At 37.8% G+C, this 17,734-nt stretch carries 16 protein-coding genes; all 16 read left to right on the forward strand.

What is annotated here, in order from left to right:
- Window positions 1-16 precede the first annotated feature (16 nt).
- The 16 genes from AC2A4J_RS03895 to AC2A4J_RS03970 all read left to right on the forward strand — a co-directional run bounded on the left by AC2A4J_RS03895 (window position 17) and on the right by AC2A4J_RS03970 (window position 17,732).
- On the forward strand, window positions 17-1,495 hold the full coding sequence (locus AC2A4J_RS03895) for a phosphomannomutase (RefSeq protein WP_484174997.1): 1,479 nt from the start codon (window positions 17-19) through the stop codon (window positions 1,493-1,495).
- Between the two features lie 35 nt (window positions 1,496-1,530).
- Window positions 1,531-2,508 (forward strand): FAD-binding oxidoreductase, encoded by a 978-nt coding sequence (locus AC2A4J_RS03900; RefSeq protein ID WP_484174998.1) that lies wholly within the window; start codon window positions 1,531-1,533, stop codon window positions 2,506-2,508.
- A gap of 18 nt (window positions 2,509-2,526) precedes the next feature.
- A complete protein-coding gene (rfbF, locus tag AC2A4J_RS03905) occupies window positions 2,527-3,300 on the forward strand; it encodes a glucose-1-phosphate cytidylyltransferase (protein ID WP_484174999.1) in 774 nt (257 codons plus the stop codon).
- Window positions 3,301-3,307: 7 nt separating this feature from the next.
- Entirely contained in the window at window positions 3,308-4,405 is a 1,098-nt protein-coding gene (rfbG, locus tag AC2A4J_RS03910) for a CDP-glucose 4,6-dehydratase (RefSeq protein ID WP_484175000.1), read from the forward strand.
- Window positions 4,406-4,460: 55 nt separating this feature from the next.
- On the forward strand, window positions 4,461-5,783 hold the full coding sequence (rfbH, locus tag AC2A4J_RS03915) for a lipopolysaccharide biosynthesis protein RfbH (protein WP_484175001.1): 1,323 nt from the start codon (window positions 4,461-4,463) through the stop codon (window positions 5,781-5,783).
- A gap of 27 nt (window positions 5,784-5,810) precedes the next feature.
- Window positions 5,811-6,983 (forward strand): pyridoxal phosphate-dependent aminotransferase, encoded by a 1,173-nt coding sequence (locus AC2A4J_RS03920; protein ID WP_484175002.1) that lies wholly within the window; start codon window positions 5,811-5,813, stop codon window positions 6,981-6,983.
- Window positions 6,983-8,785 carry a thiamine pyrophosphate-binding protein gene (locus AC2A4J_RS03925; RefSeq protein ID WP_484175003.1) on the forward strand — a complete coding sequence of 601 codons (1,803 nt, stop codon included), beginning with the start codon at window positions 6,983-6,985 and terminating at the stop codon, window positions 8,783-8,785. Before AC2A4J_RS03920 ends, AC2A4J_RS03925 begins: the two co-directional genes overlap by 1 nt.
- Window positions 8,786-8,862: 77 nt before the next feature.
- Window positions 8,863-9,750, forward strand: a complete 888-nt coding sequence (locus AC2A4J_RS03930; RefSeq protein WP_484175004.1) for an NAD-dependent epimerase/dehydratase family protein — start codon at window positions 8,863-8,865, stop codon at window positions 9,748-9,750.
- Between the two features lie 51 nt (window positions 9,751-9,801).
- Window positions 9,802-10,731, forward strand: coding sequence for a glycosyltransferase (locus tag AC2A4J_RS03935; RefSeq protein ID WP_484175005.1), 930 nt, complete (start codon window positions 9,802-9,804; stop codon window positions 10,729-10,731).
- Window positions 10,732-10,754: 23 nt separating this feature from the next.
- Window positions 10,755-11,945 carry a UDP-N-acetylglucosamine 4,6-dehydratase gene (locus AC2A4J_RS03940; RefSeq protein ID WP_484175006.1) on the forward strand — a complete coding sequence of 397 codons (1,191 nt, stop codon included), beginning with the start codon at window positions 10,755-10,757 and terminating at the stop codon, window positions 11,943-11,945.
- An 8-nt stretch (window positions 11,946-11,953) separates the two neighbouring features.
- Window positions 11,954-13,111, forward strand: a complete 1,158-nt coding sequence (locus tag AC2A4J_RS03945; RefSeq protein WP_484175007.1) for a LegC family aminotransferase — start codon at window positions 11,954-11,956, stop codon at window positions 13,109-13,111.
- On the forward strand, window positions 13,108-14,271 hold the full coding sequence (gene neuC / locus AC2A4J_RS03950; RefSeq protein WP_484175008.1) for a UDP-N-acetylglucosamine 2-epimerase: 1,164 nt from the start codon (window positions 13,108-13,110) through the stop codon (window positions 14,269-14,271). The genes AC2A4J_RS03945 and neuC overlap by 4 nt, the downstream gene beginning before the upstream one ends.
- Window position 14,272: 1 nt before the next feature.
- Window positions 14,273-15,346, forward strand: coding sequence for an N-acetylneuraminate synthase (neuB, locus tag AC2A4J_RS03955; protein WP_484175009.1), 1,074 nt, complete (start codon window positions 14,273-14,275; stop codon window positions 15,344-15,346).
- Window positions 15,339-15,971 carry an acetyltransferase gene (locus AC2A4J_RS03960; RefSeq protein ID WP_484175010.1) on the forward strand — a complete coding sequence of 211 codons (633 nt, stop codon included), beginning with the start codon at window positions 15,339-15,341 and terminating at the stop codon, window positions 15,969-15,971. The genes neuB and AC2A4J_RS03960 overlap by 8 nt, the downstream gene beginning before the upstream one ends.
- Before the next feature lie 11 nt (window positions 15,972-15,982).
- Window positions 15,983-17,038: a nucleotidyltransferase family protein gene (locus tag AC2A4J_RS03965; RefSeq protein WP_484175011.1), complete on the forward strand. Its 1,056-nt coding sequence runs from the start codon at window positions 15,983-15,985 to the stop codon at window positions 17,036-17,038.
- Complete coding sequence (locus AC2A4J_RS03970) at window positions 17,031-17,732, forward strand: acylneuraminate cytidylyltransferase family protein (RefSeq protein WP_484175012.1); 702 nt, start codon at window positions 17,031-17,033, stop codon at window positions 17,730-17,732. The genes AC2A4J_RS03965 and AC2A4J_RS03970 overlap by 8 nt, the downstream gene beginning before the upstream one ends.
- Window positions 17,733-17,734: the final 2 nt, after the last annotated feature.

The raw sequence follows: 17,734 nt of genomic DNA on the forward strand, positions 1-17,734 counted from the left end.
AGTTGGGATGGGTAAAATGACTACTAGTTTTACACTAGTAAAACAACTGAGCGAAGAGTTGGGCGTTGCCTTTGGTACCAGTGGTGTGCGTGGTTTGGTTAAGGATTTAACACCAGCGTTGTGCTTTGCTTTTGTTCGTTCTTTTCTGCAAACGGTTTGCCCCTTTTCTGAACGTGTTGCGATTGGTATGGATTTACGACCTAGTAGTTCTGATATTGCTAAGGCTTGTGTGCTTGCTGCTGAATCATTTGGTGCCAAAGTGGCGTTTTGTGGTGCTTTGCCCACACCTGCTTTGGCGTTTTATGCCATGCAAAATAACATGCCAGCCGTGATGATTACGGGAAGTCATATTCCTTTTGATCGTAATGGTATTAAGTTTTACCGTCCGGACGGTGAGATTAGCAAAGCTGACGAAGCCTCTATTATGGATGGCTTGGTTGATTTGCCGGAGTTTGTTTCTGATCAAGCTGCTCTGTTCGCTTTGCCTGTCGCTGACCGCTCTGCTATTGAACTTTTTAAACAGCGGTATACCTCGCTTTTTCCATCTAATATGCTGCAAGGTAAACGTGTTGGTGTTTATGAACACTCCAGTGTGGCACGTGATGTGATTAAAGAACTATTGGCTCATTTCGGTGCTGAGGTGATTTCGTTAGAACGCACAGAGACTTTTGTGCCGATCGATACGGAAGCGGTATCGGTCGAAGATGTGTTGAAAGGACTAAATTGGTCTAAAGAATATAAGCTGGATGCCATTATATCCACAGATGGTGATGGAGATCGTCCACTTATTGCCAATGAGAAAGGCGAGTGGCTACGGGGTGATATTCTGGGTGTGTTGTGTGCCGATTATTTAGAAGCAACCCATGTGGCCGCGCCGGTGAATGTGAATACCGTTCTTGAGTTGAGAGGTGCATTGCAAAAAACTGAACGAGTGGCACTGAGAACTAGAATCGGCTCTCCTTATGTTATTGCAGGTATGGAAGAGCTATTGCAACAATCACCCGACGCCAGAATAGTTGGTTATGAAGCCAATGGCGGTTTTTTGGTAGGGGCGGACTTTGTTGTGAATGGCGAAACACTGCATGCTTTACCAACGCGCGACTCTGTCTTGCCTGCTTTAATTGTATTGGCTATGTCGTTTGAACAAGCTAGACCAATCAGCCAGTTAACCAATGACTATCCACAGCGCTATACCGCCAGTGATCGAATCAAAAATATTCCAACGGATGTTAGTAAACAGCTGATAGTGGATATTAAAACCAGCAAGGCTAAGCAAACTGAACTTTTATCAGCAATAATGCAAGAAGGTAAATTCTTAGAAGTCGTTTACATTGATGAAACGGATGGTCTTCGTATGGCGTTAAACAATGGCGATATTGTTCATCTAAGACCGTCTGGTAATGCGCCTGAGTTGAGGTGTTATGTGGAAGCTTCTAGCCCAAAAATTGCTGGGTTATTAGTTGCAAACTTTTTTAAATATGTAGTGGAAATTTAAGATTTCTATTTTTTATCTAGTGATGGTTGTAATAAATGATAGGTGAAGAAAAAAAACACATAATAACTTTGCTACCTTCTGGTGTTGTTTTTGAAAGTCTGCCTGAAAAAACAATTCTAGATTCGGCTCTAGATGCAGGTATTGTACTTGAACACAGCTGTAAAACAGGGAGCTGTGGCGCTTGTGAGGCAAAAATCGTTACATCAGAAAACCATCAGGCTGACAACAGTGACTTGTTAACTTGCCAAGTGAAAGCATCTTGTAATATGACATTAGAAGCTGACTATTTTCCAGAGTTAGCAGATATTAAATGTCTTACTGTTCCTGCCAAAGTAAATAGGATTTTGCATCATAGTTCGGACATTATGGTTTTGGAGTTAAGGCTACCTCCGAAGAATATTTTCAATTTTCTTCCTGGACAGTATATTGATTTAAAATACAACGGCGTAGTGAGAAGCTATTCTATAGCCTCAATTCCTAATGCAAAAAATACGCTTGAGTTACATTTCAAAAAAGTCTCAGATGGTGCAATGAGTAGCAAAATTTTTTCGCCTGTACCGGAGGGGCAATTATTACAAATTGAGGGGCCAAAAGGTTCTTTCTTTTTTCGTGATACTAAAACTGGCCCTATTATATTTCTTGCAACTGGAACTGGGTTTGCACCAGTAAAAGCAATAGTGTCTAAACTTATTTATGATGAGAAGCTGAACCGCCCTATTTATATTTATTGGGGTAATCGACATTCTGAATTATTTTATGATGACAGTCCGTTAGATTTGGCTAAGAAATTCGAAAATGTTCATGTTTCTTTATGCTTATCGAGAGAAGAAAGCGGTTGGGGTGGTCGAAGTGGATATGTACAAGACTGCTTGCTATCAGATGGCATTAGCTTAATTGATGCTGAAGTGTACGCTTGTGGTTCAATGGATATGATTAACAAGAGTAGAGAAGCTCTAATTGAATCTGGTCTTGATAAAAGCAGTTTTTATTCAGATGCATTCGTAGCATCATAAAAGATAATAGGAGTGTATATGAAAGCGGTTATTTTGGCTGGTGGACTTGGAACTAGGCTAAGTGAAGAGACGAGCATTCGACCAAAACCTATGGTTGAAATTGGTGGTAAGCCTATACTTTGGCATATCATGAAAATGTACTCATATCATGGAATTACTGATTTTGTCGTATGTTGTGGCTACAAGGGATATGTTATTAAAGAGTATTTTGCAAACTACTTTTTACATATGTCTGATGTCACTTTTAATATGCAAGATAATAAAATGACAGTGCATCAAATGCGTGCCGAACCTTGGATGGTGACATTAGTCGATACTGGAGATAATTCAATGACAGGTGGGCGTCTGCGTCGAGTCGCTGATCATATAAAAGATGAGGACGCGTTTTGTTTTACATATGGCGATGGTGTTTCTGATTTAGATATTGCGGAAACAATTAAATTTCATCGTTCACATGGAAAGCTAGCTACTCTCACTGCAACTTATCCTCCTGGTCGGTTTGGTGCTTTGGATATGAAGAATGGATTAGTTCGAAGCTTTAAAGAAAAACCAAAAGGCGATGGTGCCATGATTAATGGCGGTTTTTTTGTTTTATCCCCAAAAGTACTGGATTTGTTGGATAGTGATGAATGTATTTGGGAGCAGGCTCCCCTCATGACATTGGCTGAAAATGAAGAGTTAATGGCTTACGAGCATAAAGATTTTTGGCAGCCTATGGATACGTTAAGAGATAAACACTATTTGGAAGAGCTATGGGATTCAGGAAAAGCACCGTGGAAAAAATGGGACTAAAATCATTATGAAAACCATCGTAGACTCAAAGTTTTGGTCTGGAAAGCGTGTTTTCTTGACTGGACACACAGGCTTTAAAGGGAGCTGGTTAAGTCTATGGTTGCAAACTATGGGTGCGCAGGTTAAAGGCTTCTCTCTTGCTCCCCCAACTACGCCTGCTCTTTTTGATATCGCTAATGTTGCTGAGGGTATGCAGAGTGATATCGGTGATATTCGTGATCGCGAGAGCATTCTGAATAGCATGCGAGACTTTGATCCTGAAATTTTGATTCATATGGCCGCTCAGCCATTAGTTAGACTTTCTTATGTAGAGCCGGTTGAGACTTACATGACGAACGTTATGGGGACTGTGCATGTACTCGAGGCGGCTCGTCAATGTCCAAACTTAAAAGCAATAGTGAATGTGACAACTGATAAGTGTTATGAAAATAAAGAGTGGGAATGGGGTTATAGGGAAAATGAACCTATGGGCGGGTATGATCCATATAGCAACAGTAAAGGTTGTGTAGAATTAGTGACTAGCGCCTACCGCCGGTCTTTTTTTTCTGGCCCGAATAGTGCCGAGCTTGCCTCTGCTCGAGCAGGTAATGTTATCGGTGGCGGAGATTGGGCTGCCGATCGTTTAATCCCTGACATATTAAATGCATTTCAAGATAAACGTGCTGTTGTTGTGCGTAACCCATTGGCGACTCGTCCTTGGCAGCATGTTTTAGAACCTCTTAGTGGTTACTTAGTTTTAGCTCAATCTTTATATCTCTCTCATGATGGCGATAAAGATTTAGATGTTGCGGAAGGTTGGAATTTTGGTCCAAAAGATGACGATGCAAAATCTGTTGAGTGGATATTAGACTCGATGGTCGCACAATGGGGACAGGATGCAAGTTGGGAATTAGATTCTAACCCTCAGCCTCATGAAGCAAATTTTTTAAAGTTAGATATATCAAAGGCAAAATCAAGGCTGCATTGGGAACCAACATGGCGCTTAGGCGAAACGTTAGAGCGTATCGTGTTTTGGCACAAACGTTGGTTGAACAATGATGATATGTACCCCGTTTGTATTGAAGAAATAGAAGCTTACATGAGAGATATGAGCAGCGCTCAATGAACTCTGGTATGTTTTTAAAAACTAAATTTATAAGACTTATAGAGCAGGAATAACAATGTCGATAAAAGCAAATGAGCTTCGAGCACAAATTAATAACTTAGTAAAAGAGTACGCGGCCGAGGTTTATGCACCTAAAAATTTTGTTGCAGGTGAGAGTGTTATTCCTCCATCAGGTAAAGTTATTGGCTCTGCAGAACTAGAGAACATGGTGGATGCATCACTTGATGGTTGGTTAACAACTGGTCGTTTTAATACGCTGTTTGAAGCCAAATTAGCAGAATTTATCGGTGTTAAATTCGCCTTATCTGTTAACTCTGGTTCATCTGCTAACCTCGTTGCTTTTAGTGCTTTGACTTCTCCTAAATTAGGTCACCGCGCTATTAAAAAAGGTGATGAAGTTATTGGTGTTGCTGCTGGTTTTCCTACGACTGTAAATCCTATTATTCAGTTTGGTGCTATCCCTGTGTTTGTTGATGTGGATATGGCAACACATAATATTGATGTTAACCTTATTGAAGCGGCAATCACACCAAAGACAAAAGCCATTATGCTGGCCCATACGTTAGGAAATCCTTTTAACGTTGGAAAGGTAAAAGAGATCTGTGAAAAATATAATCTTTGGTTAGTTGAGGATTGCTGTGATGCATTAGGTGCTAAATACGATGGCAAGATGGTTGGTACATTTGGCGATATTGGTACACTTAGTTTTTACCCTGCTCACCATATAACTATGGGGGAAGGTGGCGCGGTTTTTACTAATAATCCTCAGCTTAAGATGATTGCTGAATCGTTCCGAGATTGGGGGCGTGATTGTTACTGTGCACCTGGTTGCGATGACACTTGTGGTAACCGTTTTGGTCAGCAGTTTGGTTCACTTCCCCAAGGTTATGATCATAAATATGTCTATGCTCATCTTGGATATAATTTAAAAATTACTGATATGCAGGCTGCATGTGGCTTGGCTCAGTTAGAGAGTGCACAAGAATTTATCGACAAACGAAATAGCAATTATGAATATTTAAGAACTCGTTTGTTATCCACATTAAGTGATTTTATTGAAATTGCCGAGCCGACAGAAAATAGTACTCCTTCATGGTTCGGGTTCCCCGTTACAGTCAAAGAAGAGTCAGGTATTTCTCGCTTAGATTTATTGAAATTTTTAGATCAAAATAAAATTGGTAGCCGTTTGCTGTTTGCTGGGAACTTGACACGTCAACCATATTTCACTGGTGTCGAACACCGTGTAGTCGGTGAGCTAACGAATACAGATAGAACTATGAACCAAACCTTCTGGATTGGTATCTTCCCTGCGCTGAATGAAGAGCACTTTGAGTTTGTAGCAGAGCAAATGGAAGAGTTCTGTGGTGTGAATTTTTAAGAAACAAAATTCTTTGAGGGATTAAGTATGAAGAATCTTTCTGAAATCGCTTATCAAGTTGAAGGTCAGCCTATGTTTGCGACTCTTGATAAGGCACAAAGGTTGGAACGTGAAGGTAGATCGATATTGCACTTTGAGCTTGGTGAGCCTGATTTCGATACTCCAAAAAATATTATAGAAGCTGCCTGTGAGGCTATTAAAACAGGGGAGACTCATTATACAAGCTCTATGGGGTTGTATGATTTTAGATTAGCTGTTCAAGAAACAACAACTTTATCAAGAGGTTTTACTCCTACTCTTGATCAAATTTTGGTTACACCTGGAGCGAATTCAATCATTTATTTAGCTATTAAATGCGTTGTAAATCCTGGGGAAGAAGTCATTGTGCCTGACCCTGGGTTTCCGACATATTTTTCTGCTATTAAAGCTTGTGGAGCAGTGCCAGTAACCGTTCCTTTAAGAGAAGAGAACGACTTTCGTTTAAATCCAGAAGATTTAAGGGCAAAAATTACTGATAAGACCAAGATGATCATTATCAACTCTCCTAGCAATCCTACAGGAGCAGTAATGAGTGAATCAGATATAAAAGCAGTATCTGAAATAGCTCAAGAATATGGAATATATTTATTAAGTGATGAAATATATGGAAGACTAATTTTTAATGAAAGTTCAAAGTTTTTAAGTCCTTCTTATTTAGATAAATGCAAAGAGAGAACGATTATTATTAATGGTTTTAGCAAGGCTTTTGCAATGACTGGATGGCGATTAGGAGTTGCTATTGGACCAAAACTATTAATAGAAAAAATGGGGTTACTAGTATCAACCATAGTGTCATGTGTTCCTCCATTTATTCAAAGAGCTGGTATTGAAGCTATTAAGGGCGATCAAACTCAAGTTAAGATGATGAAAATTGAGTACGATAAACGTCGCAAAGTATTGGTTGACGGGCTTAATTCCTTGCCTGGCGTTAGTTGTGTGATGCCAACCGGTGCAATATACGCTTTCCCAAATATCCAGGATACTGGAATGACAAGTGATGAATTTGCAGATTTTTCTCTTGAGAAAGCAGGCGTTGCTTTGTTACCTGGTAATAACTTCGGTCAGTGTGGCGAGGGATATGTTCGAATATGTTATGTTAATAGCTTAGACAATATTAAAAAAGCAATAGGCGCGTTAGATTCAGCGCTGAGGAATAAATGATGAATAAGATTCGAGTTGCTGATTATGTTGCTGATTTTGTAGCTGATGTACTCGGTGTATCTACGATTTTTACCGTAACTGGTGGCGGTGCTATGTTCCTGAATGATGCATTTGGCAATCATTCGAAATTAAATTGTATTTATAATCATCATGAGCAAGCTTCCGCTATGAGTGCTGTTGGCTATGCTAAGCATTCTGTTGGATATGGAGTGGCTTGTTTTACTACAGGTTGTGGAAGCACAAACTCTATTACTGGTGTATTGGATGCTTGGCAAGACAGTACTCCTCTCTTATGTATTTCAGGCCAAGTGAAAAGAAAAGAGACTACATATAATACTGATGTGCGTTTAAGACAGTTTGGTGTGCAGGAAGCGAACATAGTTGAAATTGTAAAATCTATTACAAAATACGCAGTTATGATTAATGATCCAGAAGATATCGCTTATGAACTTGAAAAAGCTGTTTACTTAGGCGCTAACGGTCGCCCAGGTCCTGTTTGGATTGATATTCCATTGGACGTCCAAGGAGCATGGATTGATCCTGCCCAATTGAGACATTTTAAAGCAGAGAATGAATCAATAATATTTCCATCTATTCCTGAAGCAAAAGATATATCAGCACTAGAAAGTTTATTATCATCGTCTAAAAGACCTATTATTATTGCTGGTAATGGTATTCGTTTAAGTAATACTGAAAAAAAGTTTGTGAATTATGTTGAGAGATATCAAATACCTGTAGTTTTCTCCTATCTGAGTATAGATCTTATTCCAAGTTCACACTCACTTGCTATTGGTCGTTTAGGCGCGAAAGGTGACAGAGCTGGTAACTTTTCAGTACAAAATGCGGACCTTGTTCTTGTTCTTGGGTCTCGACTTAGTGTTGCATTAACTGGCTTTGAATACGATCTTTTTGCACGAGAAGCTAAAGTTGTTGTTGTAGATATAGACAGTGAAGAGCATAGAAAAAATACTGTAAATATAGACTTAATGATCGAAGCTGACTTAAGAGATTTTTTTGAAAGTCGTACTTTTGATTATAGTGCTCCATCAGACTGGGTGGATCAATGTATAAAATGGAAGAATAAATGGCCCGTATACCAAGGCCCTTATATTAATGAAAAAAACATTAATATGTATGAATGTATACATCAGTTAGGAAAAACTATGGGAGACAATAGCGTTATTGTTTCTGATGCTGGTTCTGCATATTATGTTACCTCACAAGCTTTGAATATTTCTGGGGCACAAAGGTATATCACATCTGGCGCTCAGGCTGATATGGGGTACTCTCTACCGGCTGCAATAGGGGCTTGTATTTCAGCAAATAGACAAGATACTTATGCAATCACTGGAGACGGATCATTCCAGATGAATATTCAAGAGTTACAAACTATTGTTCATAATCAATTACCTATCAAAATCTTAGTTTGGAATAATAGCGGTTACTTATCTATAAAAACCACTCAAACGAAATTTTTTGAAGGTCGTTTAGCTGGTACTAATTCGGACTCAGGTTTAAGCTGTCCTGATTTTCAAAGGATATCAGATGCTTATGGAATTCCATATCTGAAAGCTGATTCTATAGAAAACCTTGAAAATATTTTGTTAACACTTAAAAAAATACAAGGGCCTGTTATTTGTGAGGTTATTTGTCCAGAATTTCAAGAAGTAATTCCTGCTGTGTCATCGATGAAAAGAGACGATGGGGTTATGGTATCTAAACCTATCGAGGATATGTATCCATTCTTAGATAGAGAAGAATTTAATCGAGAGATGATTATTTCACCATTAGATAATGATTGATAAATGAAAGCTGAAATATACTTCTCTATTGCATTTTTAAAAAATAGTGATGTAGATAGCCTTAGAGGGTGATAGATATGTCGGAATGTAATATTGCTATTACTGGCTCGACTGGCTGGTTTGGTAAAAGCTTTATAAAAAAATATGTTGAAAAAAAAGGTTTGGAATCAGCAATAAAACACCTTTTTCTATTTAGTAGTGATGGGCGTAAGTTAAAAATCCCTAGTATTGATCATGATTTTGATACGTTTCCATTAAGTAATTTGAATCAACAGAAAAATATTGATGCTTTTATTCATTCTGCTTTTTTGACTAAAGATAAAATATCTATATTTGGTGAGAAAGAGTTTGTAAGAATCAATACAGAGATTAGTGATAGTGCGTGCTCATTCATTGAGAATAGAGCGCCAGAAAAAGTATACTTAATTTCAAGTGGAGCCGCGACAGACTCAAATTGTGATAAAGATTTATATGGAAGATTGAAAAGAAGAGAGGAGAGTTTATTTTGGAATGTTGGGTGCAAAAGTTTAAAGGTTTTTAGAGTTTTTGGCGCCTCAGGTTGCTTAACTCCCAATGTTGAATGGTCTGCTCTATCTTCTTTTATAAACTCTGCTAAACATCAAAGAAATATCGACATCATGGCGAGAGGGGTGGTGAAGAGAAGTTATGTTAGTTTTGATGCTCTTAGTGAATTGATTTTGTCTCTGATATCTTCTTCTTTAATTCCTTCATCTGAAATAATAGATGCTTGCTCAATTGAAACTGATATATATACTTTGGCTAAAATTGTATCTAATAACTCTAATTCCGAAGTAAATTTTAATGAGAATTACGATCCTCAAGTTATACAAAATCAATATGTCGGAAGTAATGAAAGGTTTATAGCGTTATGTAAGGCCCATAGTGTACATATTGCAACATTGGAGGAGAAAGTTGCTGAGTCCTTTAGCTCTCCATATTTTTAAGTGTAGGATATTTTAAATATTGTTTTATACTAGTTCTTACATAAGGTTTTTATGAGTATCTCGATAAATAAAAATAATAGGGTTTTAACTTTAGCTGTTCCGACTTATAACAGGAAAAATGCAATAGTTTCAAATGCGAGTAAAGTTATAGGTCAGCTAGATAAATATGATGTCAATTATTTAGTGATTGATAATGCATCTACAGATGGTACATATGATGAATTGAAAAAGATTTTTTCGGTTTCTGATATCGATAATATAAAAATCAAAAAGAATCCAAGCAACTTGGGATATCTAGGTAATATTATTGAAATTTTGAGGAACTGTGAAACGGAATATGTTTTGTTTTCTTCGGATGAGGATGCTTTTAATTTAGAGGAAATTCCTGGCTTATTGGTTTTTTTAAAGTCTAAAAAGCCTATGTTTGTTTCTTGTGCTGTTGGTCGTAATGGTCGATTACGTAGAGGAAGCCGTACAATAAAAAAAGTTGGTGCGCACAATGTCTTTAAATGCACACCTTATGTTTCTGGCTTAGTTTTTAGATGTGATGAATTAACTGAAATTATTGAATATATTTTAAGTAAATCAAGTAATAAAATGGTTCACTTTTACCCTCATGTTTTATTAGCAGTAATTTCTCTAATGCGAGGTGATTGCTATCTTTATAATAAAAAGCTAGTGGATATGGTTTTTGAACTAGAGACTATGGCTGATAATTATACGTCAATAGGTTCTAGGTTTGAACAAATGCTTGGATTTAATGACTTTATTGATGGGTTGAAAGTTTTTGATTTTTTTAATAAAAATCTTTCAACGAAAATTAAGAATTATAATGTTAAAAGATTTTTTTACTTTATTAGAGGGGCGGTTAAGGACCATGATGACGGGTATTTAAGGGCGGCTTTTGATGATAGACTTTGTATCTATTATTTTAAATATCTTATCAAACGCCCTTTTTTATTTTTAAAACGTTTCTTTTAATAGTGATTTAAGGTTCTGAAAAAATGTATAAGATTTTGTCTTTGATTGGTAGGGAAGTGGAGCTTTTCAATAATGATTTGGAAAATAATTGCGAAGAGCTTTTAAGAATAGTCTCTTGTTCTCGTTTTCTTGTTTTAGGAGGGGCTGGTTCAATAGGGCAAGCAGTAACTAAGGAAATCTTTAAGCGTAACCCGAAAAAGCTTCATGTTGTCGATATTAGCGAAAATAACATGGTTGAATTAGTTAGAGATATCCGGAGTTCTTTTGGTTATATCAATGGCGATTTTCAAACATTTGCCCTGGACATTGGCTCAGTTGAATACGATGCTTTTATTAAAGCAGATGGACAGTACGATTATGTATTAAACCTATCCGCATTAAAACATGTTCGCAGTGAGAAGGATCCTTTTACGCTCATGCGTATGATCGATGTAAATGTATTTAATACTGATAAGACAATTCAACAGTCGATTGAAAAAGGATCTAAAAAATATTTCTGTGTATCGACTGATAAAGCTGCTAACCCTGTAAATATGATGGGTGCCTCTAAACGAATAATGGAAATGTTTTTAATGCGACGTAGCGAAGAGATTTCTATCTCTACAGCTCGATTTGCTAACGTAGCATTTTCTGATGGTTCTTTGCTGCATGGTTTTAATCAGCGTATTCAAAAGCAGCAACCTATCGTGGCACCAAATGATATCAAACGCTATTTTGTGACGCCGCAAGAGTCTGGTGAACTTTGTTTGATGTCTTGTATCTTTGGTGAAAACCGAGACATATTTTTCCCCAAGCTCAGTGAAGCGCTGCATTTGATTACATTTGCTGATATAGCGGTGAAATACCTAGAGCAGCGAGGTTATGAGCCATATCTGTGTGATAACGAGGATGAGGCTCGAGAGCTTGCAAAAACGTTACCTGCACAAGGTAAGTGGCCTTGTTTATTTACATCAAGTGATACAACGGGCGAAAAAGATTTTGAAGAGTTTTTTACCGACAAAGAAACCCTCGATATGGCACGCTTTGAAAATCTAGGTGTGATAAAAAATGAGCCCATATATCAGCAAGAACTCTTAGCGCTATTCGAACAGCAAGTATCGACTTACAAAAAAGAAAAAGCTTGGACGAAAGAGCAAATAGTTGAGCTTTTTCACAAAATGATTCCTGACTTTGGTCACAAAGAGACAGGCAAATATCTAGATAGCAAAATGTAAGGTGCCGAATGAGTGCTGCAATAGTTAGTTTTATCCGTGAGCTTTATCGTACTAATGAGTTTATCCCATTACACGCACCTACTTTTCATGGTAATGAGCTAAAGTATGTTACAGAGACTATAGAAAGCACCTTTGTATCTAGTGTGGGCAAATATGTAGATGATTTTGAGCGGAAAATCGAAGGTTTTACATCGACTACAAAGGCTATAGCAACCGTAAATGGTACGGCTGCGTTGCATGCTGCGTTATATATGGCAGGTGTGAAATCTGGTGATTATGTTATTACACAGGCGTTAACGTTTGTGGCAACCTGTAATGCATTGCATCATATGGGCGCAGAGCCGATATTTGTTGATGTGGCGAAAGTCAGTTTGTCTTTATGTCCTGTAGCATTAGATAACTATCTGACGGATAACGCATTTAGCAATGAGTTGGGGTGTTTTCATAAGAAAAACCAACGACGTATAAGCGCCGTTGTGCCCATGCACACGTTTGGCCATCCTGCTGAACTAGATGAGTTGGTTGCCGTGTGTGCAAAATGGAATGTTTCTCTGGTGGAAGATGCCGCTGAAAGCTTAGGTTCTTTTTATAAAGGCAAGCACACCGGAACAATAGGTGAACTTGGTGCATTAAGTTTTAATGGCAATAAAATCATTACGACAGGTGGTGGTGGTATGGTGCTATGTAAAGATGCTGAGCTAGGGCAGCACACTAAACATGTGACTACAACTGCCAAGGTGCCTCATCCTTATGAGTTCTTCCATGATGAGCCAGGGTTTAATTATAGGCTGCCAAATTTAAATGCAGCATTGGGCTGTGCTCAGATGGAGTCATTGCCAGCATTTCTTCAACAAAAACGCAAAATAGCCCAACAATACCAAGATTTTTTTTCAGACACTGAATTTAATTTTGTCGTCGAGCCTGATTATGCTCAGTCAAACTATTGGCTCAATGCGGTTATTTGCTCTGATGAAAAAGCCAGAGACCATTTGTTGAAAATAACCAATGACTCAGGTGTGATGACTCGACCCATTTGGAAGTTAATGCATCGGCTGCCATTTCTTTCTGGGTCACCTAGAGGGGACTTAACGAACTCAGAGTTTATAGAGGCACATCTAATAAATTTACCAAGTTCTCCCATTCAACTAGGGACAAATAAGGTATGACAAAAAAGGTCGCAGTGTTTACCGGTACTCGTGCTGAATATGGGCTTTTGTATTGGTTGCTGAAAGATATCCAATCGGATTCTGATTTATGTTTGCAGCTGCTTGTTTCTGGTATGCATTTATCGCCAGAGTTTGGTGAAACATACCGTCAAATAGAAAAAGATGGCTTTAAAATCGATGAAAAAATAGAAATTCTTTTATCATCAGATTCGGCTGTGGGTACCGCCAAAAGCATGGGGCTAGGGGTTTTAGGGTTTGCTGATGCTCTTTCTCGACTAGCACCTGATACTTTAGTTATTTTAGGTGATAGGTTTGAGGCACTAGCTGCAGCTCAAACTGCAATGATTCTAAGAATACCTGTCGTGCATTTACATGGCGGTGAAATTACAGAAGGTGCCTACGATGACGCAATTCGTCACGCTATCACTAAATTAAGCTACTTACATGCCACCTCGACAGAAGAATACCGTCAACGCGTTATTCAGCTAGGTGAGACGCCAGAAAGAGTTTTTAATGTTGGCGCAATTGGTTTAGATCATTTGAATCGTGGTTGCTTTATGAGTCTGGAGGACTTAGCAACATCTCTTAGTTTTCCGCTAAATCAGCCTTATTTAGTTGTTACTTATCATCCTGTAACCTTAGCTGATGAGGATCCAGTCGTATCATTTAATGCATTACTTGAGGCTCTAGATAAATATCCAGAAGTGCAGGTTATTTTAACCTACCCAAATGCCGATGATGGCGGAAGACGAATTATACCTTTGCTGGAAGCTTATGCAGCGAAGCAGCCTCTACGTGTATTAGCAATACCTTCTCTGGGGCAGGCACGTTACTTAAGTGCTATAAAATATGCTTCTGTTGTAGTAGGTAATTCTTCTAGTGGAATTATTGAAGTGCCATCGCTAGATGTTCCCACGGTAAATATAGGTATGCGTCAAAAAGGACGGCTTGCAGCAAAAAGCGTGCTGGACTGTCAGGCTAATGCCACAGAAATTTGCAATGCATTAAATACTGCCTTGAACCGATCCTATAAAAAGGATGATGAGATAGTTGATAATCCTTATGGTCGGGGGGATGCAAGTAGACAAGTTCTTTCTATTATCAAAAACCTAAATTTCACTTCAGTGAAATCTTTTTATGACATGAAGGCGAGTAAATAGTATGACTCTTATTATTGCAGAGGCAGGTGTAAATCATAATGGTGATGAAAAACTTGCTTTTCAGTTGGTCGATAAGGCATATGAAGCGGGCGTTGATATTGTAAAATTTCAGACCTTTAAAGCTAAAAACCTAGTTACAGAAAATGCTCTTCAAGCCGATTACCAAGTTACTAATACTGGTAAGCAAGAGTCTCAGTTAGCAATGTTGAGTCGCTTGGAATTGAGTTATGACACTCATCATCAGTTAGTGTCTTATTGTAATAAACTGGGGATTGAGTTTTTATCAACTGCTTTTGATAGTGAAAGTCTGGATTTTTTAGTCAATGATTTAAAACTTACGCGATTAAAAATCCCTTCTGGTGAGATTACCAATGCGCCTTTGGTGTTACAACATGCTCGTACTGGGTGTGATCTTATTGTTTCAACAGGCATGGCTACTTTGGCAGAGGTTGAGGCTGTATTAGGTGTTATTGCTTTTGGTTATACGGCTCCTCGTAATGCGAAGCCTTCTATTGATGCATTTCAGGTCGCCTACTTTTCGGATGAAGGAAAAAAGGCATTGAAAGATAAAGTGACAGTGCTGCATTGTACTACTGAGTATCCAGCACCACTTGCCGATATTAATCTCAGAGCTATGGATACATTAGCTTCTGCTTTCGGTTTGGCTGTTGGGTATTCGGATCATAGTGAAGGTATTGTCGTTCCTATAGCTGCTGTTGCGCGTGGTGCAACAATAATAGAAAAACACTTCACTCTTGATAAAAGTATGGAGGGACCAGATCACAAGGCTTCATTAGATCCTATAGAGCTTAAAGCCATGGTTGAAGCAATTCGTTCTGTAGAGGAAACATTAGGTGATGCAATCAAAGGGCCCCGTCCATCCGAGATCAAAAACAAAGTAGCAGCAAGGAAAAGTATCGTTGCTGCAAGGCCTATAGAAGAAGGTCAAATTATCACATCCGATGATCTAGCGATAAAAAGACCAGGTAATGGCGATACTCCATATAGATTCTGGGAAATTCAAAGTAAGATTGCATCCAGAAGTTATAAAGTAGGAGATTTGGTTCTTGAATAGACCAGTTCTAGTCTTAGGTGCCGGTGGTCATGCTGCTGTTATTGTAGATATTTTGCGGAAACTTAATGTCAATATCTTGGGTTTGGTTGCTAAAGAGCTACCTCAATCTAATGGTGTATTTGACGGGTTACATTGCTACTCATCTGATGACGATGTACTAGAATTTCACTGCGGCGATATTTTTTTAGTCAATGCAATCGGCTCATTACCTGGGCAGGATTTGCGCTTTAAAATACACGATAAATTCAAAAAATTGGGATATCATTTTGCTTCGTTAGTATCTCCGAATGCTATAGTTTCAGATTATGCGACATTATCTGAAGGTGTTCAGGTAATGCCAGGTGCAATTATTAACGCTAATAGTCATATTGGTGAAGGCAGTATTATTAACTCTGGTGCGATTGTTGAGCATGATTGTATGATTGGTTATCAGAATCATATAGCTCCTGGGGCTGTATTAAGTGGTGCTGTAGTAACAGAGGATTTTGTGCATATTGGTACTGGCGCGAGAGTTATTCAAGGTATTCATATTGGTAAGCATGCTGTTGTCGGTGCTGGATCTACAGTAACTAAAGATTTAGAAAGCAACAGAGTACTTTATGTTGCCAAACCATTTTTGCGATAAAGGATATATAAATGAGCTATGGTTGGAAAGACATATTGGTTAATAATTGCACTCTTATTAAAGATGCATTGTTACTACTAGATCGAACTGCTCTTCAGATATTGTTGGTTGTTGATTCGGATAATAAGCTAATAGGAACAATCACTGATGGTGATATTCGTCGAGGTTTACTACATGGATTAGGTTTAAGCGATATTGTTGAATCAATTGTCTTTAAAGCGCCAACAGTCGGTTATAGTACTGAATCTAATAAAAACATTATAAAGAAAGCACTTTCAAAAAAATTATATCAAATCCCGATTGTAGATGATGAAAATCATGTTATAGGCCTTAAGAAAATTGATGAATTATTAAAGCCTGAAAAAAAGAATAATAAAGTCATTTTGATGGTTGGAGGTTTGGGGACACGTTTATATCCCTTAACGCAAGATACACCGAAGCCAATGCTTAAGGTCGGTGATAGGCCAATATTACAAACTATAGTAGAGCAATTTGCTAGTTATGGTTTCGTTGATATTATAATGTGCGTAAATTATAAAGCTGATACGATTAAAGATTTTTTTGGAAATGGAGAAAATTTTGGTGTCAGTATTGAATACATATATGAAGAAATGCGTATGGGAACTGCTGGGGCTTTGAGTCTTTTAGGTTCTGCTCCTGATGCACCATTTTTTGTAATGAATGGTGACTTACTAACAAATGTTAATTTCGAGAGCTTACTAAATTACCACCAATCACATAGTGCCGTTGCTACTATGTGCGTAAGAGAATATGATTTTCAAGTTCCTTACGGTGTAGTTAATCTTGATGGTAATATGATTACATCTATTATAGAGAAGCCTATTCATAAGTTTTTTGTTAGTGCTGGTATTTATATGCTTAGCCAAGATTCTTTAAATCTAATACCAAATGATCAGTATTATGATATGCCGAGTTTATTTGAAAAACTTATTGAAAAAAACATGCTGACTATTTCTTTCCCTATACATGAATACTGGTTAGATATTGGTCGTATGAATGAGTATGATCAAGCGAATAGAGAGTATAGCGAGGTCTTTGGTGTTTAACGGAAAAACTTTTCTAGCTGTCATTCCCGCTCGTGGAGGTAGTAAGCGCTTACCGAGGAAAAATATATTAGATCTTGCTGGAAAGCCGCTTATTAGTTGGTCAATTGATGCAGCCCAAAGATCTCTATATTTAGATAAAATAATAGTCAGTACTGATGATCAGGAAATATTAGAAATATCTGAAAAGTTTGGTGCTGAAGTTATAATAAGACCTGATGAAATTTCTTCTGATACTGCGAGTTCTATAGATGTCGTGATTCATGCTGTTAATATTATAGATACTCCTTTTGACTATATTGTCTTACTTCAGCCAACTAGCCCACTTAGAACCTCAAAAAATATTGATGAAGCAATTGAGCTATTGTTTGAAAAGAGTGCTAATTCTATTATTTCTGTCTGTAAGGTTGACCACTCTCCATTGTGGAGCAATACTTTACCTAAGTCTGGTTGTATGGATGATTTCATTCGAGACGAAGTTAAAGGGAAAAGAAGTCAAGATCTACCTACGTATTATCGACTGAATGGTGCGATATATATTATAGACTCAAAAATTTTAGTGAGAGAAAAAAGTTTCTTTACATCTCGAGGTACTTTTTCTTATGAAATGAGCGCTGATAGGTCTGTCGATATAGATGAGGCTTCCGATTTTATATATGCATCTGTATTTATTCAGAATGAAAATAATAAAAACTGATT

Source organism: Marinomonas sp. ATLA20 (assembly GCF_057180105.1).